The sequence below is a fragment of the Campylobacter geochelonis genome (assembly GCF_013201685.1).
Taxonomy (GTDB): domain Bacteria; phylum Campylobacterota; class Campylobacteria; order Campylobacterales; family Campylobacteraceae; genus Campylobacter_B; species Campylobacter_B geochelonis.
Window position 1 is genome coordinate 1,576,769 of the sequence record NZ_CP053844.1, and the last position, 24,437, is coordinate 1,601,205.

The window sequence follows — 24,437 nt, forward strand, 5'->3', positions numbered from 1 at the left end:
ATTTCTCCTTTATTTATATGCGTCGCTTAAAGATGCAAATTCGACTATTTTATATCTCTCTTTAAGTCTTGTTTTGATATTTCCTACATCTAAATTTTCATTTAATTCTATAATTATCTCAAAAAAGTCTGATTTCGTTTCGCTATTTTCACTAAGTTTTATTGCAACTAAATCAACTTGAAGCCTTACAAGATAACTTAAAAATAGCGCTAAAGAGCCGCGTTTGTTCTCTAAATTTAGTATCATTTTATAGCGATGTGGCGCGTTTCTTGTCCATTTAACAAAAATCATCTCTTCGCCATTTTTCATCAAACTTGCCGCTCGTTCGCAAAATTTATGATGTGCTGTTACGCTATATCCGTTTCTAAATCCAGTTATATCATCGCCTCTTTTTGGGTTACAGCAGTAGTCAAATTCAACATCATTTATCTTGTGATTTGAATAAATCACTAAATTATCAAATTTTTGTTTTTTAACGACATATTTATCTGCAAAATTTAAGCTAAATAATCTATCTTTTGTTATGTACTTTTTAAGCGCATTTACCACATCTTTTAAATACTCAGAGTCATACGCAACTCTACCTATTTTTCTATGTAAATTTTCACTTTCTAACCACGATAAGGTCGTGATATCTTGAACGTTAAAAATAGCAGATAGTATCTTTATGCCAACTTCTGTGTTTAGCTCTCTTAATTTTTGCTTACAAAAGCCTTTTATCGTAGCTCTTGCTTTGCCTGTTTTTACCGAATTTAGCCAACTACATCTATATCTTGGCTCATTTCCTGTTATGATATGAACGATATCGCCATTTTTAAGCTCTGTTAAAAGCGGAACTTTAACTCTATTTACATAAGCCTCAACTGCTTTTAATCCAACTTGAGAGTGAATTTCATAAGCATAATCTAGCGCCGTAGCACCTCTAGGAAGTGTAAAAATCCCACCCTTTGGTGAATAAACCGCTATATCTTCGGCATACAAGCTATCTTTTGCATACTCGTATAGATCCTCTGGGCTTTCATCATCGTCATTTACCGCATACTCGCTATCGCTGATATCTTTCATGCTAATATCACTTAGCCAGTCAAGTCTAGGGTTAATCGAACCACTATATTTATACTTCCAGTGAGCTGCAACGCCGTATTCTGCGGTGTTATGCATATCAAAAGTTCTAATTTGTGCTTCTATTATCATACTTTCGTTAAAAACTGTTGTGTGGATTGTCTGATAACCGTTTTGTTTAGGAAGTGCGATATAGTCTTTAAAGCGTGAAATTAGTGGGTTAAAATTCGTATGAATTATCCCTAATGCCATATAACAATCTTTTACCTCTTTTAATATCACTCTAACTGCAAGCAGGTCTAAAACTTCTTGTATAGAGATGCCTTTTCTTTGCATTTTTAGATAAATCGAGTAGTAGTGCTTGACTCTTTTTTGGATATCAAAGCTGTTTTCTGAAAAGCCATTTGTTAGCAAAAGTTCTGTTATTTTAAGGCTAAATTTGTTTAAATTCATCTGAAGTTGCTGTTTATGCTCGTTTATATAACCATCGATAGTTTCATACTCTTTTGGCATAACATACTTAAAGCTTAAATCTTCAAGCAAATTTTTAATAGATGAAATTCCAAGCCTATGCGCAATCGGCGCATAAACTACAAGTGTTTCTTCTGCTATTCTTTGTTGTTTATCTGGGCGTAAAGCATCAAGAGTAAGCATGTTATGAAGTCTATCACAAAGCTTAACCACAAGCACTCTAACATCCTCAATAGAAATTAAAAGCATTCGCCTAAAAGTTAGAGCCGAAGTCCTAAGCTTAGCACTCTTGTCGCTTGATGGAGCAAGTTTATCCTCTCTTATGCTTACGATTTTTGTTAAGCCTTCAACAAGCTTAGCAACTCCATCGCCAAACACGCCTCTTACCTCTTCAAGCGAACAGTCTGTATCTTCAACAACATCGTGCATTAAAGCTGATATTACCATATCATCATCCCCTCCCATAAATGCAACTATGCAGCTGACAAGTATGGGGTGGATAGAATACGGCTCGCCACTTTTTCTAACTTGACCATCATGCTTTTCCACGCATATCTCTACGCCTTTTCTAAGCATGTCGGTTGGCTCTTTTATGCTAAAAAGTAGCTCTTTAGCCGAATCTATATCTCTAGTGCTAACGACCTCTTCTAAGAAGTCTTCGATATGGATATCATTTATCTGCTTCAATAATTCCATCTAAAACTATTTTTCCTTCTGCGATTTCTAGTAGTGCAATGTCAGCAAATTTCATATTTCTAGTATCAACGCCACTAAGCAAAACCTCAGCACCAGCGTGAATTTGGTTTGCTCTTTTAGCAACCATTAAAGATAGTTTATATCTATCTCCATCAACAACCTTTAGTGCTTTTGCCATAATCTCTTCAGCTCTTTTCATACATTCTCCTTTAATTTTTTACAACAGAACAAGTCGATAAGTCGTTATTTGCTATCTTTAGTAAATTTCCTGTTTTAAACATATTACAAACCACGATTGGAAGTGCATTATCTTTTGCAAGTGCGATAGCTGTATCATCCATAACTTTAATATCATCTTTTAAAGCATCTTCATAACTTAATCTATTTAAAAGTTTTGCATCTTCAAATTTATTAGGATCTTTATCATAAACTCCATCAACTTTAGTAGCTTTTACTATCATATCTGATTCGATTTCAATAGCCCTTAAAGTCGCGGCCGTATCTGTTGTAAAGAAAGGATTTCCAGTTCCTGCTGCAAAGATAACTATGCGGCCTTTTTCAAGATGTCTTTTTGCTCTACCTATGATAAATGTCTCGCAAATCGCTTCCATTTTTATAGCGCTTTGAACCCTAACATCCATTCCAACGCTCTCAAGCGCCTCTCTCATAGCAATAGCGTTTATAACAGTTGCAAGCATTCCCATATGATCGCCACTTGTTCGTTTTATAATCCCGCCAGCTGCGGCACTTACGCCTCGCACGATGTTTCCACCACCGATAACTATACCGATTTCAACGCCAGAACTTGCAAGATTTTTAATCTCGCCAGCTATAAATTTTAAAATACTACTATCAATACCAAACCCATTAGCTCCAGCTAATGCTTCACCAGAAAATTTAACCAAAATTCTCTTTTTATTATCCATGTTTGTTCTCCTTGTAATCTATGATTTTATCTAAAAACTCTTTAAACTATACTAACTTTTTAAATTTATTTAAGTGATATTAGCTCTAGTGGATTTATATGATAATTTTTTTGAGTGACTTCAAATGTCAAATCATCTCTAATCCTACCTATAGCATAACCTTTTTTTATATAACTTCCAACTTTTATAGTCGGCGCTATCTGGCTTAAATGCGCATAAATGGTATGAATTCCGCTACCGTTTTCCATGATGATAACCTTGTCTAAAACCGCAGTTTCCTTAGCAAAGATAACTTTTCCAGGCAAGATGTTATAAACTTGCGTATCTTTGCTTTTTGAACCAAGGACTATTGATTCATTAAAAATTTTTATATTATAAACCGGATCTGTGTAATTACCAAATTTACGCTTTACAAACGCATCTTTTAGTGGCGATATGGTCTTTGCCCCACTGTATTTTTTGACCCTACTTGCTTGATAACTTGAGCCGTACTGCTTAACCTTTTTATCGATATCATCGACTCTTACATCTCGTACCTCATCAGCTATCTCTATATCTTCTTCATCAGATGATAAAATTTGTTTATCTTTTTGACTAACTTGTTTTTTCTTACTAGCTTCTAGCTTTGCTAACCGTTTTTCTTCAGCAGCCTTTGCTTTGGCTCTCTCTTCTTTATCATCTATAATTTTAAGTTTTTCTAGCGTATCTCTTAACTCATCATTTTCTTTTTGAAGTTTTTGAAGTCGTAAAATATACTGCTCGCGGTTTTTGTTTAAATTTAAAGCAGCCACTTCATGCTTTTCTTTCTCTTTTGCAAGCTCAGCTTTTTTATCGTTATACTCTTTTAAATTTTGCTGTATTGTGGTGATTTTCTTGCTTTGTTCGGTTATAGACTTAGATGTTTTATCATAACTTGTTAACAAATTTTCAAGCTCATCTTTTAAAACCACGCTTAAAGTATCAAAAATCTCATTTGAGATTAAATTTTGCGTAGTCTTAACATCATCATTTTGCACTAAATCAAAAGAAAAATCATCAGCTATCAAAGATATAATCTTATCTTCTAGCTCTTTTTGCGAGCTTAGCAAAAGTGCGTTTTGTGAATTTAGTTTAGTAAGTTCAAGCTCTTCTTCTTGGTATTTTTGAGATAAATTTAGCACATACCCGCTAAGCTCATCGATTTTTTTGCCGGCCTCTTTTACCTCTTTTTTCTTTTGAACGATTAAATTTGCAAGCTCTTCGACCTTTTGCGAGAGCTGTTTTTCCTCACTTTGCTTTGTTTGCATAGACTCGGTTGTATTTTTAATCTTATCTTTTGTGCTTTGAGATGAAGCGCATAAATTTAGACTAAAAAAAAATAAAATGGCTAAAAAAACCCTTATCATCTACCACTTCCTCGTTTTATCCCAAACATCACTAATGTGACAATTAGTAGCGATAAAATCAAAGATGAAGCAAATAAAACAGCCCCTTGTTCAGGAAGCACTATCGTTTGTGTGCTAACTCCGATGATGTTCATAGTCTCTTGAAAAAAGCTGAAATTTGGCAAAAATTGGTAAAAAAGCACAACGATTATGGTAGAAATAATACTATCAACAATCGCCATTTTATAAAGCACAAAGCTTTTTATAAAAAACGGAGCTCCAAAAAGAGTCATTATCTCAACTCTTTCTTTATGCTCGTAAAGCCAAATTCGCATCTGTTTTAGCATAAGCATAAGACCTAAAACGGTTATTAAAAATGAAAATATATATACTAAATTTTTCATCAAAACCAAAACTCTATACACATTATCATGGGCTTTTGCAAAGACTTCAACACGACTTATACCATCTAGCTTTTCAAGCTTTTCTGAGATAGTTTTTAGCTCATCGTTATTTGGAAAAAACTGCAACTTAACACTATAAAACTTGGGCAAAGTTTGGCTTAGTTTATCTAGACTATTTTTTGAAATTTTACTTTCTAAGCGTTTTAGCATAGGCTTAGTACTAATTGCTTCTAAGTCTGCAACCTCGCTAATAGTTGCGTTAATATCGCTTTTGTTTAGCTCTTTTTTAGAAACTAAAATTATGTTATATTCGTTTTTCATAACAAATTCATAATTTTTTATCAAATCATTTACAAAAAATCCAAACTGCATAGAAAAAAGCAGCGCAACAAGCGAAATAATAACGCCAAAATGAGTCTTAATGCCTCTCAATAACTCTTCCTTCTTTTATCTCAAAATGTCTAAAGTCAAATTTTAAAGTCGATGGCGCTCTATGCGTTACAACGATAACACAAGCCCCCCAAGAATCCCTTGCTGCTTTTAAAAAGTCCCAAACCATATCGCTTGAAATTTCATCTAAATTTCCAGTTGGCTCATCACACAACAAAAGCTGTGGATTATGCGACATCGCCCTTGCTACGGCGACTCGTTGCTGTTCTCCACCGCTAAGTTCAAGCGGATACTTTCCTATCTTATGTCCTAGTTTTACATACTTTAGTAAATTTTCAGACTGCTTTTTACAAGTATTTTTATCATATCCCATTATCATCAAAGGAAGCATAACGTTTTTTTCTATCGTCCATTCATTTATCAAACGATAATCTTGAAAAACAATGCCAAGTTTTTGCCTAAGTGCTCTTAAATGCCTTGTAGCGATTTTATTAAGGTCATAAAAACAGACATCAAGCTCTCCACCTAAAATATCGATTCCGCCATAAAAAGATTTCAAAAGCGTTGATTTTCCACTTCCACTTTCGCCAGTTATGATGATAAAATCATTAGTATTTATCATAAAACTCGCACCTTTTATAACTGGTTTATCTCTTTCATAACCTAAGGATAAGTTTTTTGCAGTTATTATATCTGCCATTGTTTAAGCAACTCCCCAATTTTTTGATGTGCTTTAAGATTTTTTTCTGTTTTTAAAGGCTTGTTTATAAAGTAGCTTGAACTCTCGTTGCAAATATAAATAAATCTATTTTCAGCCGTATCAAAGCCACCAAAAGATAGTTTTAAAAGAATTTCATCGTCGCTAAATTTATAAATATCTTCAAAATGAACGAAAAAATCGCTAAATTTATGCGTTTCGTTCTTAAAATTTAAAGCTATTTTTCTAGGATTTAGTTTATCAAATTCCATCTCATTATCTTTATCTAAATTTAAAGAAATTTGATAATTTGTCAAGATAACATCATAAATATCCTTATCTTGCCTTTTCCATCTATCTTCATACTTGCTAGAAACTTCTAAATTTCTATTTTTATAAACAGAGATTTCAACCTCGTCCATATCCAAAAATTTTATCACAGAAAAGTCAACATAAGCCCTACTATCACTTCTTAACTCAAATTTAGCCTCTTTTTTTAAAACCCTTTGAACCTCTTTTAAAAACTCAGCCGAAATCACCCTTCTATGTGGCGAATCATCCCATGGAACTGGAAAGTGAAGATAAATTTTAAATATCGTGTTTGAGTTTGCTAGACTTAAAAAAACTCTAGCATCGCCATTTGTTAAAATGATATTTTCAAGACCTTCTTTTATCGCTAGTTTGGCAACTTGCTCGATTGCTGGTTTGTAGATTTCAATGCCTAAAAAAAGCGAGTTTGGATTTGTTAGTGCTTGATATAAAAGGTGTCTTCCAGAACCAAAACCAACTTCAATGCAAATTTCATCAAATTTAGCCAAATTTAGCTCTTCAAGCGCCTCTTTTTCGCTTTTGATTATATCTTTATTTTGCGTAAGTGAGTTTTTCTTAACAGCAAAAGCTTCACTTAAAATGCCATCGCAAAACTCATCTTTAAAAACTTCTAAAGCCTTTTGCAAAAGCCCAACTTTAGCAGGTCTTGTTAGCTTTTCGCCTTTTATGACAAATTTATTATCTTTTTCTTTAATAGCGATAAAAAACTCTTCATTGCCACTTTTAGTTAGCAAAAAGTCTATATTTCTTCCTTTTGCAATTTTTAAAAACTCAACATTATCTTTTTTAAAGGGCAAATTTAGCCCTTTTATACTACTTGCTATGAAATTTGGCATCGGTTAGAAAACTATACTAACTTCGTTTGAATCGCTTGAGCTTATGCCATAACCATCAACGCTATAAACTCGGTAATAATACTTCATTCCTTTTTGAACATCACTATCAACATAGCTTGTCTGAGTTATATCGCTAATTGTCTTTTCGCCTCCGCCACCGCTTCGTTTTACGCTATATTTACCGGTTTGAACGCCTGTGCTCCAGTTTAAAACAACGCTATTGTTAGAGATAATTGGCTCATTTAAAATCGGCGCCGGTGGCGCTTGCAAAGTCTGACCCATAACTGGCACATCTTGAGCTCTGCTTTCAAGCCCGTCTTTGTCTACAAAGGTAACTTTATAGTATCTTTTTGCACCATTTGAGTTAATTAAATCCTCATAAGAGTTACTCTGTGTCTTAGCTAATGGGACAAATGGCAAATACTCGCTTCGAGAAATGTAAATTTGATAATAATCAAAACTATCATTTGCTGGGCTATCCCACGTTAAAACTATCTTTTTAGGCTGGTCTATTGTGGCTTTTAAATTTGTTGTTCCATCTGGAAGCTCTTTAGTTTGCGCAGATAGTGTCATACTCGGTTTTGAAACCTCGCCATCAAGTGTTTTTACAGCGATTCTATAATCATACCTTTCGCCACTTTTTACGCCCTTATCGATATACTCAGCGTTTAATCTTCCCTTTACTTCAGCTATCTGGCTCCAGCTTGAGCTATCGGCTTTTTTACGCTCTATTATATATGAACCAACTCTTAAATCCGCATGCGGTCTCCATATAAGCTTAACTCGTTCAGGAAGCCCATAGATAGCCTTTGCAAACGATACAGTTTCAATAGCTTTTGCAGTTGTTGCACTAACTGTTATGCCCTTGTTTGAGACTCCTGTTTTGCTATAAGTTTGCATATAGTATCTATATACTGTTTGAGGCGCAAGTTTTAAGTCTACATAGTGAGTAGAAAATCTATCTTTTATCTGCGCTACTACTTGCGCTGGCTGGTTTTGCTCGCTTCGCCATATATAGTATCCATCTACATTTATATCATTTGGATTTTGCCATTCAAGTCCGATTGAATGCGTAGAGCTAATCGTTTTAATGCTATTAACAACTGGCAAAGAAGCATCAATAATCGAAGATGGCTTAGGTGATGTTGAGACACATCCAGCCATCACAATCCCTAAAACCGCCGCTGATAGTATCTGGTAAAATTTGCTCATAAATTTGCTCCTTATTTTTATCTTTGTCTATTAAATTTAAAAAATCACTCCATAAATTTGCTACAAATTCAACTCTCTTGCCCGTGGTTGGGTGCGTGAAATAGAGCAAATAAGCGTGGAGCATAACGCGTGGAATTTTATCATTTTCGCTCTTAAATCCGTATAAAGTATCGCCTAAAATATGGCGATTTATACTTGCAAGATGAACTCTTATCTGATGAGTTCTACCAGTAAAAAGCTTAGCTGCTACTAAGTTTAGCCCAGCATCACTATAGATATTTAAAAATGCGCTTTTTGCAACTCTTCCATCCGATATAACCGCCTTTTTAAGCCTATTATTTGGGTTTCTTCCTATGGGTTTATCGATAAGTAAATTTTGCTTTAAAGGCAGATCTAAACACGCTAGATAAATTCTCCCCATGCTTTTATCGCTTAATTGCTTGCTTAAAGCTGCGTGAGCTTTGTTGTTTTTAGCTACAACCATAGCGCCACTTGTGCCTTTATCAAGGCGGTGAACGATACCTGCTCTAAACTCGCCATTTATAGTTGAAAGCATATAGTTTTTATCTTTTAACCACTCAACTAAAGTCGCTTCTTTAACGCTTGGAGCTGGATGAACGACTAAATTTGACTGCTTGTTTATAACTAAAATATCCTCATCTTCATATATAATCTCTACATCAAAATCCACTTTTTGAGTTTGTTTAAGTGGTGAAATTTGAGGTAAATTTATAGTTATTTTATCATTAAATTTAGGCGTAAATGACGATTTTAAGATAGTTTTATCATTTATTTTTACATTTGCATCTTTTATTAAATTTGCTACTTGATTTCTTGAAATATTAAGCTTTTTACTTAGAATTTGATCTAGCCTTAAAATTTCATCTACATAAATTTCATCCAAATTTATACCTTTTTCTGTTATAATTTCGCTCAAAAACTTGGGGTAAATTTTTGATACTTTTTGACAAACGCATTTTAACACATTTTGATTTTATTCAGCCTTTTTTAGTGCTTCCTATTATTATATTATCACACGTTTTAGTATCTGAAGCAAACCAAATTTTAGCGATGAAACAATATGTCTATTTTAGCATAGGATTTTTAGTATTTATTGTATTTTTTCTTTTTCCTATCCGAAAGATTGACTGGCTAATACCATTTATATATTGGATAAATATATTTTTACTAATCAGCGTTGATTTATTTGGAGTAAGCAAGCTTGGGGCACAAAGATGGCTTGAAATTCCATTTGTTCATTTCACAATCCAACCTAGCGAGATAATGAAACCAGCCTTTATCCTAATGCTTGGATATCTTATCAAACAAACCCCACCGCCACAAAACGGATATGGAGTTAAGGATTTTGCAAAGATAAGTTTTTATATACTACTTCCTTTTGTTTTGATACTAAAAGAGCCAGATTTAGGAAGCGCGCTCATACTTTTACTCTCTGGATATGCTGTGCTTTTTATAATCGGAGTTAATAAAAAGATTTGGCTTACGCTTTTTATACTTATAGGAACTGCGTCGCCAGTTTTGTATGAAAATTTACATGATTATCAAAAAAAACGCATAATCGACTTTATATCAGAAGAGCCAAGCTACCACGTAAAACAGTCCATCATCGCTATAGGAAATGGCGGCATGAGCGGAAAACCACGCGATGAAGCGACTCAAACTCACTTTAAATTTTTACCGATTTCAACGAGTGATTTTATATTTGCTTATAACAGCGAACGCTTTGGTTTTGTTGGAAACCTCTTTTTAATGGGAATTTACGCACTTTTAATCATACATCTTCTAACGCTTAACTATAAATTAAAAGGCGATTATCTAGCCAGAGTTGTAACAACCGGACTAGCTTCACTTATATTTATTTACGCCTCTGTTAATATCTCCATGACTATCGGTTTTGCTCCAGTTGTAGGTGTTCCGTTGCCATTTTTTAGCTATGGCGGGAGTAGTTTTATAACCTTTATGTGCTTTTTTGGAATTTTACAAAATTTGCTAACATTTAGGTTTGACAAAGAGTATAATTTGATTAAATTTAAATTTTAAAGGAAATAGATGAAAAATATAGATGAAAAAGAGACTCTAGAAGCTGCAAAAGAGCTTATAGACTCGCTTGGTTCGCTTGTGATTTCAAGCGTAAATCAAAACGGTGAGCCACTAGCTAGCTACGCGCCATTTGTAAAAGATGATGAGTATAACTTTTATATCTGCATAAGCCCTGTTGCTTTGCACTTTGAAAATTTACAAACCAGCAAAATCGCCTCTTTGCTTTTTATCGAAGATGAGAGCAAGAGCAAAACTGTTTTTGGCAGAAAACGCCTTTATGGCAGCTTTGAAGTTGAGAAATTTCAAGAAAATGATGATAGAAGTGGGCAAATTTACGAGCTTTTTGAAGTAAAATTTGGAAGTTCGGCTGGGTTTTTAACAAAGCTAAGTGATTTTAGAATTTTTAAATTTAGCCCAACTCAAATGAGTCTAGTTTTAGGCTTTGGAGCGGCTTTTAGTATCGATTTTAAAGAGCAGTTATCAACACATAAAAGACTAAAAGGACATGGCAAATAATCTTATGAAAAGTTCTGATATAAAATTTGTAACTTGGGCTGAGATAAATTTAGATAACCTAAAACACAACTTTTTACTTCTTAAGTCCTTTTTATCGCCAAAAACGAAGTATTGTGGTGTAGTAAAAGCAAACGCTTATGGACATGGAAGCGTTGAAATTTCGCGATTTTATGAAAAAATTGGAGCTGATTATCTTGCTGTGGCTAGACTTGAAGAGGGGCTGGAGCTAAGAGAAAATGGTATAAAGCTCCCTATAATTTTGCTTGGCTATACAGATACTAAAAACTGCCAACTAGCGGCTAAAAATGGCATCGAACTATCTGTTTTTAGCTACGAAATGGCAAAAGATTTAAGCGAGATTTTGGGCGAAAATCAAGTCAAGGTGCATATCAAACTAGACACTGGAATGTCGCGGATAGGATTTGTCGTAAATGACGAAAGTAGCGCAAATTTAGCCATTAGCGAAATAGAAAAAATCTCAAATTTAAAAAATATAAAAATAGTCGGACTTTTCACGCATTTTGCACAAGCCGATGATGATGAGTTTAGAAATTTGCAACTCAAACGATACAAAATGGTAGCCGATAAACTAGATATTTACACAAAACACGTATCAAACTCTATAGCGATGGTTGGTAAAAAAGAGTGTGAGTTTGATATGGTGCGGGCTGGAATTTGCGCTTATGGCTTTTTGCCAGCGCCAAATTTAAATCTTGATTTAAAGACGGTTATGAGCCTTAAAACCACAGTTGCAAATGTCAAAACCCTACCGCCAAACTCGCCTATAAGCTATGGTTGCACTTACCACACGAGTCAAAGTGAGAAAATCGCGACTATTTCTATAGGATACGCCGATGGATTTTTACGCTCGCAAAAAGAGCCAAAAGTCTTGATTAGCGGTGTTTTGTGTGATGTTGTTGGGCGAGTTTGTATGGATCAATGCATGGTAAAAGTGCCAAATGAGCTTGATGTTAAAATGGGCGATGAAGTTGTTATTTTTGGTGATGGTTTACTAAGCGCAACAGATGTCGCAAAACGGTGGGAAAGCATTGATTATGAGGTGGTTTGCGCGGTTTCTAGGCGAGTCGCAAGGGTTTATAAAGAAGGTGAAAAAGTTGTAAAAGTGGTTGAGTATTTGGTCTAAAATTTATAAAAAGCGCTAATACATTAAAAAATTTAATCAAACATCGACAAGATAACTAGCTTAAAAATTTTGTCATAATGCTTTGCATTTAAAATTATTTATTTTTATATTATTTTAATATTTAATAAATAATTTTAATTTTATAAAAAAGTATAGTTAAGAATTTAGGATAGAAATTTAAATTGGCTCAAAACAAGTTAAGCGGATTTTCTCTTATCAATTTAAGTAAAATTTGATATAAGTTTTCTCTGTTATTAAACCTAAATTCACACTCTTTTAAGTGCAATATAAAATTATCTTTTTTATGCCTTTAAATTTACTTAACCTATGCTTTGCATAACCCCAGAAATTCTCTATACCATTTATGTGATTTTTACCATTAGCGAATTCATTTTTGCAGTGTTTTATACGGTAATGAGCTTTTGCTCCATAATCCACTAAACCATCATAAGCTCTGCAACTATCAGAGTAAATAATACTCTCATTTAGCTCACTAAACTCTCTTAATATTGACACTAGCTCACTTGCACTGCAGTTTTTAACTACTTGTGTATAGACCTTACCATTCTTGTTTTAACATACCAAATACTAGTTGTTTATTAGCTGCACCTATGCCTCTTTTGCCTCTTACTCTTTTAGCTCCTTCTATTTACAGTTACTAGCAAAGCGAAGTAAAAAGTAGCTTTCATCTATTTCTATCTCGCCATCAAATTTAGAAATTTTCTCGCATTCTTGTGCCATTAAAATTCTTATATCTTTTAGAATTTTATTGATAGAATTTCTAGAAGTATTACAAATTTTAGCTATCTTTACAGCTTCTAAATCAAGGCAAAAATACTTGAGAATTTCACAAAATTTCTTTTCAGAAATTCGGGAACGGTATATGTATTTGTTTTTCATCGACAGCATAGTAGTTAAAAACCCCTTTAAAAGTTTTTAATTTGTCTTGAGCCTTTTAAAAATAAATTTGACCCATAAAACCCAAAATATAAACAAGCAAAACGCATATAACTTCATAAAATCCATTTATAAATGACAATTAAAATTTGCTTTGTTAAATTATTTTATTTATAAATGGATAAATTTTGTTTTATAAAATGCTTTTTTATGCCTAAATTTAGTATTTTAATCCCACCAAAAATACCAAAATGTCGAACCTTCTAACTCTTTAGCAAGCGAGCCAATCGTGCCATCTTCGCTACACTGCTCAACTCGATCTGTGCAGAAAAAATGATGCTCGCAAGCTAGGCGAAGAAGCTCATCTTTGCTTAGTTTTGGCGGATTTTCGCCGACAAAAAACTCAAGCTCATCGCTACTTATCGCGCATGGCACTGCACCATATTTCTCAAACCAAAGCTTAGCAACCGCCATCATAGTAAGCGCATCTGGGCAACTGTTCCACCCACCAAATGGCAAATAAGCAAAAATCTCCCAAGGATTTTTCACAGGAATTTTAGCTAAAATCAACTTTTTTGTAAGCTTTGTTTCGTGATTCCAAATACTAATAGGCTGATTTAGGCTCTCAGCGCTACTTTTAAATTTGCCAATCACCTCTTTGTTATCTTTAATTTCATTAAAATATCTAGTAAACTCAGCTCTAGCATTTGGCATTTTAGCGCTTAAAACGCTTTTTGGACTATCAAGCGACAAAGTATCTTGTAAAGCTTCTAAAAGCGTGTCACTTACACTTAAAATCACAGGCATAAATCCGCGTTTTTTGCCAAGCTCTAACTCCTTAAAATACGCCTTCATAACCAACATATCATCATCAAGTCCAGCTTCAAATACTTCGCATTCACAGCCAATAGTTTTAATCATCTCATCTGTTATCTTACTCATTTTAGCCTCCTTTTATTTTAAAATTATAGCAAAAAGCATAGTTAAATTTGACTTTGAAAGGCAGAATATAAATTTTTAAAATATTTCTAACTAATTTTAAAAACCAAATAGCTAAAAATAAATGGACTTTGATAATTACGCAAAGCAAATACGCTCACAAATAATACAAATGAAGTAGTGCTAAAATTTATTTTTACGATTAGCACTGCTATATGATGTAGGCTACTAAACAATTTTTAGATATCACAAATCGCGTTAAACCTTTAATACTGCGCGAAATTTAACCACATTAAGCGGAGCAAAAAAACGCTAAATATCATATAAAAACACAACATGCGAGATATTAAATTTGCGCAATATTTTATATCTTAATATCACCTACACAAACAAGCAAAACTTATCTGCTATATAATACTAATAAATTTAAAAATCCCAGAAGAACTTAGAAACCATCATTATTGAAGATTTGCAAACGCAGATGAAATTTCTAAAATCATATCAAATGCAATAAGCCAAGAACGCACTTTAGATAATTTAAATTTATAAATTACATAAAAAACAAGATTTTACACAACTAATAAAAATCTCAAAACGCTAAATTTAGCCTTATTTCAAACCGTTTTTATTTTACTAAATTTACTATCAAACTTTTAAAATCATCCCAGCCACAACAAGCAAAATAACGATATTTAACTAAATTTAAAGCTAAATTTTGCATTTTACAAAACCACGCCGCATTACTTTATAATAAATTCAAAATAACATTTTAAATTTATATAACTTTATATTTTTATAATTTATCTATTAAAACAATTTATAAGCAATCTGTAAAATAAATTTAAAAGCAAATCAAGATGAATTTAATAACTGCTTCTAAACCTAAATTGTCCCTTTTTAAGCACATTCCAAAACCCAGCCACGCCAAAAATCCACTTATTTTCTATAAAATTTTTCAAAAACGCTGCTGGCTCGCCAGTTATTCCCTTGCCAAATGCCATTCCAATGGCATCTGTGTGACCGATAGAGCAAACAGTTCCTCGATGTTTAAACTTAAATTTAGTTTTAAGCTCCTCGCCATTAACCAACTTTATAAGGTTTAAACCACAGTATTCGCCCATCTGTGAGGCAAGTTGTGCTGTTGGCGCGTGTATGATATCGCGATCGTTTGCTATCGCGCAGTCTCCTAGCACAAACACATCTTCATATCCTGGCAGTTGCAAGAACTCATTTACTTCGATTCTTGAAGCTCTAGTTTCTAAATTTGAGTCTTTTATAACCGAACTTCCCTTAACTCCAGCCGTCCAAAGCACGGTGTTTGCCTTGATTTCATAGGTTGATTTATCTGCATTTTCTATCACAACGCCATCTTTTTGACACTCTATAACATTTCCAGCAACGACATTTACTCCTAGTTTTTCAAGCTTTTCTTTTGCTATTTGACTTAAATCCGCCCTAAACATAGGCAAAATATGCTCCGAACGCCCAATTAAATGAATTTTAACCAACTTTTTATCTATCCCACACATTTCGCACAAATTCTTAGCGTGATTTGCAAGCTCAGCCGCAAATTCAACTCCAGTAAATCCACTCCCGCATACCACAAAAACGAGATCTTTTTCATCCATGTGATATCTGTAATCTTTAAATTTCGTTTCGATATGATGTCTTAGTCTTAAAGCTTCATTAAGCGTAGAGAGTTTAAAAGCGTATTCGTTTACACCTTTTAAGTTAAAATCATTTGGCTCAAATCCGAGCGAAATCACCAAATAATCGTATTTATAACAGGCCAACTCGCCAGAAATTTGCCTGTTTTTGATATCTATTTTAGTTATTGTATCTTTAAAAAAACTGAAATTTTTGCGCTTTAAAAGATGGCGATAAAATATCCTAGCCTTTCTAGCACTATACGTTCCAACGGCAATCTTGTGCAAAAGCGTTGTTGGATAGTGATAGTCGTGCTTACTGATAAGTTCGACGCTAACATCTTCGTTTTCTAGCTTTTTTTGTAGAGTCGTAGCGCACTTTAGACCACCATAACCGCCACCTAAAATCAAAATATTTTTCACACTCACCCTTTAAATTTTTCTAATATTGTATGATATTTTCATAGAATTTTCAGTAAATTTAAAAAGGTGACAAAAATATTAAATTTAATTAAAGTTTATATGTTCTATACCCTTTGTATGTTTTTAGTTAAATTTATTGTTGATATATTGATTTTATGATACTGGTGGATTTTTAAATTTGCTTTTTTATTCTATTTTATTTTTTGCATAATATTATGATAACAAAATTTTATTTTTACCACACCCTACACGGCTCAAACTTAAAACAAAAACTACGAAATAATTTATCAAATTTCACTTTCAAATAAAACTCTTACGTTTTGAAATTAAAATTTTATAAATATTTTATAATCAAATTTATTAAACTTAATTTATTTAAATAATTTATCTGAAACAGGCAAGATGTAAATTTAATACCTCACTAGACTAAAGAATTTTTTATGCTATCAAACTATATAATGATTTTAAGATAGAACGGACTTTTTTAGCTTTATATAAAATTAGCACCTATAATCTATAAATTTCTTTAGCTTAACTATATAAATATATGCCACTATAAACTACACCTTTTAAAATCAAACAAATTTAAAGGCAGTATTTTAATATAAATAAAACTCTACATTTTTATAATCATTTCTAAATTTAAGTTTTAGTATAAAAAGCTAAGCTATTTTTACAAGCCAAATTTATTTAACTACCTAAAAAACTGAAACATTATATGAATTTATTTAATTTAATACAACCTTTACACCTGCTAGATATGTTGGTTGCCTTTTATTTTAGCTACCTAAAAACACTTATTAGCGTTGCAAAACAAGATATGCTATCAACTAGGACAAAATACTTATCCACCATGAAAATATTTTATTAACTTCACAACGTATTGATTAATATCTGATAGCAAGCTGCTAGCTATTTGCAAGACACTCTCTATAAAATCCCAGATAGCAAATTTGCAAAATCTAAGATTTTTAAATAGGCTTACTTAATCAACTAGTTACTGTTTAATTACCATAGCTTATACCAGATATTTTGAAACTATATGTTGCATTTATTAAAACTACTGTATAAGCGCATTACTACTACAACTATTATATAAAAGCATATAGCTGTTTATTAATTTTGGTAAGCCAAAGTAAATTGCATTAACATTTTTATTTGGGCTATCATATAAGTTTATACAGCAACTATCTTTTGATATATTTTGACTAAACTTGCTACTATAAACTTATGGTGTTTATTAGCCCTTGTAGCTAAGCATAATATCAAAAATATCAAACAAGCCTTTTTAATCAGCTAGATATACAACCACTTATTACCATTATAGTATAAAGAGCTTATGCAGATATCTTTTATCTAACTATATAGCTATCTTTTAAGATATAACTCAACTATTTGCAAATGTCTTTAACATATAACTTAACAAACTAAAGAATTTATTTAAATTTTTAGCCCACCATACAACTATGTATATAGTTTGCTAATAACCTCATATATAGCAGCTAAGCCATATATGATTTTACAGTATAAGCAACCTATATATGACTTATATTTTTATCTACTTCTCTTTTGTATCAAGCTTAGTTGCTTTATCTATCTTAGCTTTGCTATCATTTATTGCTTTATCTTTTGATTTTTCACTCTTTTCTTTAGCTTTTTTGACCTTTTTATCAGCTGACTTTATCAACTTATCGCTTTTTTCTTTGATACTTTTTTTAGCTTTTTCTTTAACAGTAGTTTCGCCTTTTATATCTATATCTGATTTTAAAGCATTAAAGGTTTTATCTCCTATGCCATTTACACTTTTAATATCTTCAATTGATTTAAAAGGGGTAGCCTCTCTGTGCTTTATAATAGCTTCTGCTTTTATATCTCCTATACCTTCTAAACTCATAAGCTCATCTTTTGTGGCTGTGTTTATATTAACAGCTGCAAACACAAATGTTGTTAAAGCACCAAAGATTAATGCTAACTTTAAAATAAATTTCATAATTATCCTTTTTTATAAATATTATTTATTATATAGATTAATGGTTAATATCCGATAAATTTATCTCATTATTATAAAAATAGTTTGAATTTATCTTTTGACTTGGATAAATTTGTATATTAATATGTAAAAAATAGTTTGTTTTATTTTGTTTTACGCTATGTGATTTGTTATAGCTATAGTAGTAAATTTTTATGATATTAAATTTATCAGTTTGTGTTTGGTATAAATTTAAAAGCTTTAATATATTTTGTTTAGAAACTAGTTTTGGATATGTTTTATCATAAAGTATTTTACGCTATGTGATTTGTTATAACTATAGTAGTAAATTTCTATGATATTAAATTTATCAGTTTGTGTTTGGTATAAACCTAAAAGCTTTAATGTATTTTACTTAGAAACTAGTTTTGGATATGTTTTATCATAAAGTATTTTGCGGTAAATAGTTAATTAAGTCTAGTAGAGATTTTACAAATTTATGCTCTAGGATTTTGTAGGAAGTATTTTAAAAATATTTTAATACCAAAGAATGCTTAAGTTTTCTAAGGATTAGAATAAATCCAATATCTTTATAAAATTATCATACCAAAAATAAATCAAAAATTATATAAACAAGCTCTAAATTACAATTTTAGTGTTATTTCACTATAGATAAAATTTTACTTAAATTGATTTGCTTAAGATAACTGTAAGAAAAATCTTTTTATGTTGATTTAAACTATTAATTTTGCTCAAATTTAAAGATAGTAAGTAGTTATTACTATATCAATACTTATGATTTTATTTTGTATTCATTTTATAGTTTCAAGCTCCATTCTTTAACTAAATTTAACATACTTTTAAATCTTTAAAACTTATATTATTTAAAAAAATTCAATAATTTTAAGATTTTAATTTACAATCAAAGACTTTACTTAGAAACTAACCAACACTACAATAACGAATATCTTTTGATGATGAGGAGCTGATAGTTTAAAAACCAAATAACCTTGCAATAAACTAGCATAACGTAGGAAATCTTATAAATTTAATCAACAATAAATCTCAATAACTCATCTTTTAGGTTTATACCTATTCAAATGATAATTTATATAATAAAGCTTTATTAAGATTAATTTATTTAAGATACATAGCACACAAATATATAAACTCTAATATCACTTTTAATATACAAATAAACAGTAAGGATATAGTAAAAGTTATATAAGCTCTTGACTTTAATCTAATAATCTAATCAATCAAATATAAACTTAACATCATACTATAGTCTAGCAAAAACCACTGCTTTATAACATTTACACTTTTAGATATTTTATCTTAAACAGTTTTTTTAATCTAGCATAAAAAGTTTAATCTCTTTTGCACTTTTAATACCACATCTATACCATCATAGCTTAGCTCTAGCCTTCTCTTGTGCTTATGTGTTTACTTTAATTACCATAATTATTCACTCTACTATAATTTTTTAACTATTATCAAGCATTTTAAATATTTGCAAGATACTCTTTATAAAATAAAATCCTAGAATGTGAACTTATAAAATCTCTAACTAGACTTAATCAATTGTTTACTATACTTAAAAAAGCACAAATTTAAACTTCAACGATAAAAAACTATATTAAAGTAGACAGTCTGTATTAATAAAAATAAGCCATATAAAGATACAATCTGTATTAATTAAGAACGTATACTAATAAAGAGAATATAATTTAAAAAAGCCATAGCAAATTTTACTTAAATCAACAAGAAAAAATCTTTAGCTTATCTTAATACTATCAATCAAATTTTTAGTCAAATTTGATAAAAAATACCAAATTTATATTAACTATATGATTAAACTGTTTTAAACATAGAGATATTATAAAATATATAAATTACCTCAAGATGTAACTTCTTATAAACAAGCTCTAAATTAAGATTTTAATGTTAAAAGCAAGTATATCTTATAAGCACACAAATATATAAACTCTAATATCACTTTTAATATACCAAATAAACAGCAGGGAAAGAGAATTGTAAAGATATTTTAGATTTACCTCAAGATGTAACTTCTTATAAACAAGCTCTAAATTAAGATTTTAATGTTAAAAGCAAGTATATCTTATAAGCACACAAATATATAAACTCTAATATCACTTTTAATATACCAAATAAACAGCAGGGAAAGAGAATTGTAAAGATATTTTAGATTTACCTCAAGATGTAACTTCTTATAAACAAGCTCTAAATTAAGATTTTAATGTTAAAAGCAAGTATATCTTATAAGCACACAAATATATAAACTCTAATATCACTTTTAATATACCAAATAAACAGCAAGGAAAGAGAATTGTAAAGATATTTTAGATTTACAGTTATAACCAAACTATCACAATAAATAAAGTAGAGAATTTTAAAGATATTACAAGCATAGACTAGTAAAGAAGCTTAGTATTGTATTATAAAAATAGTAGATTTACTAATATTTTTATTATTAACATTGTCATATTTTACTTTTTTGATTTAATTATTTGTATAAAAAGATTAACAAAGTCCGCAACGACCTACTTTCCCAACATCCCAGTAAGAGAGAGTATCATCAGCCACGATGAGCTTAGCTTCTTGGTTCGAGATGGTACAAGGCGTTTCCTCATCTGTATAGTCACGGACAGTGTTAAATAAAAGAACTTTTCTCTCAATTCTCTTATTAAACACTGTAATGTGTTCTATCTTAGTTAATAGTCTAAGTTTTAATAAAAACAATTTTATCTCTTGTTTTTATTAATAAATTGCGAAGTATTTTTTCGCTAGGCAAGGCAGATAAGCAAACACAAGGGAGCGAACTTAAAGTTCGTAACCGAAGTGTGAAGCGTAATCTAACGCCGCATAGTAGAAAAAAGACAAAGCAAGTTTTATCCTTAACAAGGAAGTGATGCTTAAAAAAGATAAGCAAACGTTCTATTAGTACTGGTCAGCTAAAGGACTCTCATCCATTACACACCCAGCCTATCAAACTAGTAGTCTACTAGAGAACTTAAAAGAAGATTCATCTTGGAGTTGGCTTCGAGCTTAGATGCTTTCAGCTCTTATCACATCCCAACTTAGCTACCCAGCGGTGCCCTTGGCAGGACAACTGGTACACCAGTGGTTGGTTCGACCCGGTCCTCTCGTACTAGGGTCAACTCTCCTCAATCTTCTTACGCCCACGGCAGATAGGGACCGAACTGTCTCACGACGTTCTGAACCCAGCTCGCGTACCGCTTTAAATGGCGAACAGCCATACCCTTGGGACCTGCTCCAGCCCCAGGATGCGATGAGCCGACATCGAGGTGCCAAACCTTCCCGTCGATGTGAGCTCTTGGGGAAGATCAGCCTGTTATCCCCGGGGTACCTTTTATCCTTTGAGCGATGGCCCTTCCACACAGAACCACCGGATCACTAAGACCGACTTTCGTCTCTGCTCGACTTGTATGTCTTGCAGTTAAGCTGGCTTATACCTTTATACTCTGCAAACGATTTCCAACCGTTTTGAGCCAACCTTTGTAAGCCTCCGTTACATTTTGGGAGGCGACCGCCCCAGTCAAACTACCCACCAGACATTGTCCTACCTAAGGATATACTTAGGCTAGTTAGCTACCCGAATAAAGAAGAGTGGTATCTCAACAATGGCTCATATATAACTGGCGTCATATAATCAAAGCCTCCCACCTATCCTGCACATCTTTATCCAAGTAGCAGTGTCAAGCTATAGTAAAGGTCCACGGGGTCTTTCCGTCTTGCCGCGGGTAGGAGGAATTTTCACCTCCACTACAATTTCACTGGATCCCTCTTTGAGACAGCTCCCATCTCGTTACGCCATTCATGCAGGTCGATATTTAATCGACAAGGAATTTCGCTACCTTAGGACCGTTATAGTTACGGCCGCCGTTTACTCGGGCTTCGATCAAGAGCTTCGCATTGCTGCTGACCCCATCAATTAACCTTCGAGCACCGGGCAGGCGTCACACCCTATACATCCTCTTACGAGTTAGCAGAGTGCTGTGTTTTTGGTAAACAGTCGGGAGGGACTCTTTGTTGTAACCTTTCTAGCTAGATCCGCAGGGATTTCACCAAAAGAGGCACACCTTATACCGAAGATACGGTGTTATTTTGCAGAGTTCCTTAAAGAGGGTTCTTCCACGCGCCTTAGAATACTCATCCCACCCACCTGTGTCGGTTTACGGTACGGGCAATTATTACTAAACTTAGAAACTTTTCTTGGCTCGATAGTATCATGGATTCAAACGCAGCTCCGAAGAGCGTTGTTTGCCTGTCAGATCTCGAATAAAGAGTTACGGATTTGCCTACAACTCAATCTACTTCCTTCGACTAACTATTCCATCAGTTAGCTCCATTAACTTTAAGCGTCCTTCCATCGCACATAATAATTGGTATTGGAATATTAACCAATTTTCCATCGCATACCCCTTTCGGACTTTGCTTAGGACCCGACTAACCCTACGATGACGAGCATCGCGTAGGAAACCTTGGGTTTTCGGCGTTGGGGATTCTCACCCCAATTATCGCTACTCATGCCTGCATGCTCACTTCTATCCGCTCCAGCGCTCCTTACCGGTACACCTTCAATGCTGAATAGAACGCTCTCCTACCACTTGACACTAATGTGTCAAGTCTACGACTTCGGTACTTATTTTAGCCCCGTTATATTTTCCGCGCAAAATCACTAGACCAGTGAGCTATTACGCTATCTTTAAAGGATGGCTGCTTCTAAGCCAACCTCCTGGTTGTTTCAGTAACTTCACATCGTTTTCCACTTAAATAAGATTTAGGGACCTTAGTCGGTAGTCTGGGTTGTTCCCCTCTCGACGACGGATTTTATCACTCGCCGCCTGACTGCTATGATTACGCTATGGGTATTCGGAGTTTGATAGGGTTTGGTACATTGGTATATGCCCTAGCCCATTCAGTGCTCTACCCCCATAGTTACTACATAACGCTATACCTCAATATATTTCGGAGAGAACCAGCTATCACGAAGTTTGATTGGCCTTTCACCCCTATCCACAAGTCATCCCAAGACTTTTCAACGTCAGCGGGTTCGGTCCTCCGCCGGCTCTTACACCGGTTTCAACCTGCTCATGGATAGATCACTTCGTTTCGGGTCTGCAGCATCTGACTTGTCGCCCTATTAAGACTCGCTTTCGCTACGGCTCCGGGTTTCCTTAACCTTGCCAGACACCACAACTCGCAGGCTCATTATGCAAAAGGCAGTCCATCACACGTCATAAAGAATCGTGCTCTGAATGATTGTAAGCAAATGGTTTCAGGTTCTATTTCACTCTGATCACCTCAGTTCTTTTCACCTTTCCCTCACGGTACTTGTGCACTATCGGTTTGGTAGTAGTATTTAGGGTTGGATCGTGGTCGACCCAGCTTCAGACAAGATTTCACGTGTCTCGCCCTACTCAGGATACTGCTAGTTAAAAAGATGATTTCGTATACGGGAGTATCACCCTGTATCCTTAATCTTTCCAGATTATTCTACTATCATGTTTTTATACATATTGCAGTCCTACAACCCCACTAGTAAACTAGTGGTTTGCCCTTTTACGCGTTCGCTCGCCGCTACTTGCGTAATCTCAATTGATTTCTCTTCCTGTGGGTACTAAGATGTTTCAATTCCCCACGTTCGCTCCATATAGGTAATTAACATTGCTGTTAATTGGGTTGCCCCATTCGGAAATCTACGGATCAAAGCCTCTTGACGGCTCCCCGTAGCTTATCGCAGTCTAGTACGTCCTTCATCGCCTCTACCAACCAAGGCATCCACCATTCGCTCTTAGTAGCTTACCTTTTCTTTACTCCACAGACTAGCAAAGCTAGTCCTTGCGGCAAGGAGTGTAAACACTCCCTTGACCTACCTAAAGTATAAACATTTATTTAAAACTAAAGTTTTTTCATAAATGATAAACTAATGTATAGTCTAACCACAAGCTATCTTTTAAATATAGATTTAGAAGATAGTAAATTTGCAGAGTAATAATTTATTTTTAAATATGTTTCATATTCTAATTTGCATCACTTCCTTGTTAAAGATAAATTACTTGATGTAATTTAATATAGTTATAATCTATAACCCAAGACGGAAAGCATTAACCAAAGCATTTAGTAAGTTTAAGACTAAATCTTTTGTGATGGTTAAACTTCTTTTATCTCTTAGTAGTTATTGGGATAACAGATTTGTTTGAGATAAAATTTACAAAGTTATATTATTACAACCTTTAACAAGATCCTGTAAAATTGTTTTATTTTATTAAAACTTGTTTGTGACTATTAACAATGATAAGTTAAATAACATTAGACTTAAAAGTCTAATTAGAAAGTTCGAATTGTATCTTAATAAATTTAAAGTTAGCTTTAAATTTAGATAAACTCTCTAATTAGATTTTTAATC

15 protein-coding genes, 2 rRNA genes and 1 pseudogene are annotated in these 24,437 nt (G+C 33.0%); 3 read left to right on the forward strand and 15 right to left on the reverse strand.

All coding sequences use genetic code 11. The annotated features are described in order from the left end of the window. Positions 1 to 9 precede the first annotated feature (9 nt). The 9 genes from CGEO_RS07165 to CGEO_RS07205 all read right to left on the reverse strand — a co-directional run bounded on the left by CGEO_RS07165 (position 10) and on the right by CGEO_RS07205 (position 9,292). Positions 10 to 2,229 (reverse strand): RelA/SpoT family protein, encoded by a 2,220-nt coding sequence (locus CGEO_RS07165; RefSeq protein ID WP_106380143.1) that lies wholly within the window; start codon positions 2,227 to 2,229, stop codon positions 10 to 12. After that, on the reverse strand, positions 2,204 to 2,428 hold the full coding sequence (locus CGEO_RS07170; RefSeq protein ID WP_075494957.1) for a DNA-directed RNA polymerase subunit omega: 225 nt from the start codon (positions 2,426 to 2,428) through the stop codon (positions 2,204 to 2,206). Before CGEO_RS07170 ends, CGEO_RS07165 begins: the two co-directional genes overlap by 26 nt. A 10-nt stretch (positions 2,429 to 2,438) precedes the next feature. Beyond that, on the reverse strand, positions 2,439 to 3,155 hold the full coding sequence (gene pyrH, locus CGEO_RS07175) for a UMP kinase (RefSeq protein ID WP_075494959.1): 717 nt from the start codon (positions 3,153 to 3,155) through the stop codon (positions 2,439 to 2,441). 65 nt (positions 3,156 to 3,220) lie between these two features. Further along, on the reverse strand, positions 3,221 to 4,540 hold the full coding sequence (locus CGEO_RS07180; RefSeq protein ID WP_075494961.1) for a murein hydrolase activator EnvC family protein: 1,320 nt from the start codon (positions 4,538 to 4,540) through the stop codon (positions 3,221 to 3,223). Continuing rightward, positions 4,537 to 5,355, reverse strand: a complete 819-nt coding sequence (locus CGEO_RS07185) for a permease-like cell division protein FtsX (protein WP_075494963.1) — start codon at positions 5,353 to 5,355, stop codon at positions 4,537 to 4,539. Before CGEO_RS07185 ends, CGEO_RS07180 begins: the two co-directional genes overlap by 4 nt. Beyond that, the gene (locus CGEO_RS07190) at positions 5,342 to 6,013 is read right to left on the reverse strand and encodes a cell division ATP-binding protein FtsE (protein WP_075494965.1); all 672 of its coding nucleotides are present in this window, start codon (positions 6,011 to 6,013) and stop codon (positions 5,342 to 5,344) included. The genes CGEO_RS07185 and CGEO_RS07190 overlap by 14 nt, the downstream gene beginning before the upstream one ends. Beyond that, the gene (gene trmB, locus CGEO_RS07195; RefSeq protein ID WP_075540562.1) at positions 6,001 to 7,176 is read right to left on the reverse strand and encodes a tRNA (guanosine(46)-N7)-methyltransferase TrmB; all 1,176 of its coding nucleotides are present in this window, start codon (positions 7,174 to 7,176) and stop codon (positions 6,001 to 6,003) included. The genes CGEO_RS07190 and trmB overlap by 13 nt, the downstream gene beginning before the upstream one ends. A gap of 3 nt (positions 7,177 to 7,179) precedes the next feature. After that, complete coding sequence (locus tag CGEO_RS07200) at positions 7,180 to 8,388, reverse strand: fibronectin type III domain-containing protein (RefSeq protein ID WP_075494969.1); 1,209 nt, start codon at positions 8,386 to 8,388, stop codon at positions 7,180 to 7,182. Next, the gene (locus CGEO_RS07205) at positions 8,312 to 9,292 is read right to left on the reverse strand and encodes an RluA family pseudouridine synthase (protein ID WP_075540570.1); all 981 of its coding nucleotides are present in this window, start codon (positions 9,290 to 9,292) and stop codon (positions 8,312 to 8,314) included. Before CGEO_RS07205 ends, CGEO_RS07200 begins: the two co-directional genes overlap by 77 nt. 50 nt (positions 9,293 to 9,342) lie before the next feature. Here CGEO_RS07205 and CGEO_RS07210 point away from each other — a divergent pair, with 50 nt between their 5' ends. The 3 genes from CGEO_RS07210 to alr are packed head-to-tail and all read left to right on the forward strand — an operon-like array spanning position 9,343 to position 12,109. Beyond that, positions 9,343 to 10,449 carry an FtsW/RodA/SpoVE family cell cycle protein gene (locus tag CGEO_RS07210; RefSeq protein WP_075494973.1) on the forward strand — a complete coding sequence of 369 codons (1,107 nt, stop codon included), beginning with the start codon at positions 9,343 to 9,345 and terminating at the stop codon, positions 10,447 to 10,449. Positions 10,450 to 10,458: 9 nt separating this feature from the next. Next, the gene (locus tag CGEO_RS07215; protein WP_075494975.1) at positions 10,459 to 10,965 is read left to right on the forward strand and encodes a HugZ family pyridoxamine 5'-phosphate oxidase; all 507 of its coding nucleotides are present in this window, start codon (positions 10,459 to 10,461) and stop codon (positions 10,963 to 10,965) included. 4 nt (positions 10,966 to 10,969) lie between these two features. Then, positions 10,970 to 12,109 carry an alanine racemase gene (alr, locus tag CGEO_RS07220; RefSeq protein ID WP_075540569.1) on the forward strand — a complete coding sequence of 380 codons (1,140 nt, stop codon included), beginning with the start codon at positions 10,970 to 10,972 and terminating at the stop codon, positions 12,107 to 12,109. Between the two features lie 187 nt (positions 12,110 to 12,296). On the opposite strand, the pseudogene CGEO_RS07225 reads toward alr, so the two are convergent. The 6 genes and pseudogenes from CGEO_RS07225 to CGEO_RS07250 all read right to left on the reverse strand — a co-directional run bounded on the left by CGEO_RS07225 (position 12,297) and on the right by CGEO_RS07250 (position 23,836). Further along, positions 12,297 to 13,015 (reverse strand): annotated as a pseudogene (locus tag CGEO_RS07225) (IS1595 family transposase). Between the two features lie 219 nt (positions 13,016 to 13,234). Beyond that, complete coding sequence (locus tag CGEO_RS07230) at positions 13,235 to 13,948, reverse strand: DUF4253 domain-containing protein (protein WP_075540622.1); 714 nt, start codon at positions 13,946 to 13,948, stop codon at positions 13,235 to 13,237. A gap of 860 nt (positions 13,949 to 14,808) precedes the next feature. Beyond that, entirely contained in the window at positions 14,809 to 16,014 is a 1,206-nt protein-coding gene (locus CGEO_RS07235) for an NAD(P)/FAD-dependent oxidoreductase (protein WP_082259009.1), read from the reverse strand. Between the two features lie 1,558 nt (positions 16,015 to 17,572). Next, complete coding sequence (locus CGEO_RS10360) at positions 17,573 to 18,004, reverse strand: ComEA family DNA-binding protein (protein WP_075495470.1); 432 nt, start codon at positions 18,002 to 18,004, stop codon at positions 17,573 to 17,575. A gap of 2,530 nt (positions 18,005 to 20,534) precedes the next feature. Next, positions 20,535 to 20,653 (reverse strand): 5S ribosomal RNA (rrf, locus tag CGEO_RS07245). A 271-nt stretch (positions 20,654 to 20,924) separates the two neighbouring features. Beyond that, positions 20,925 to 23,836 (reverse strand): 23S ribosomal RNA (locus CGEO_RS07250). Positions 23,837 to 24,437: the final 601 nt, after the last annotated feature.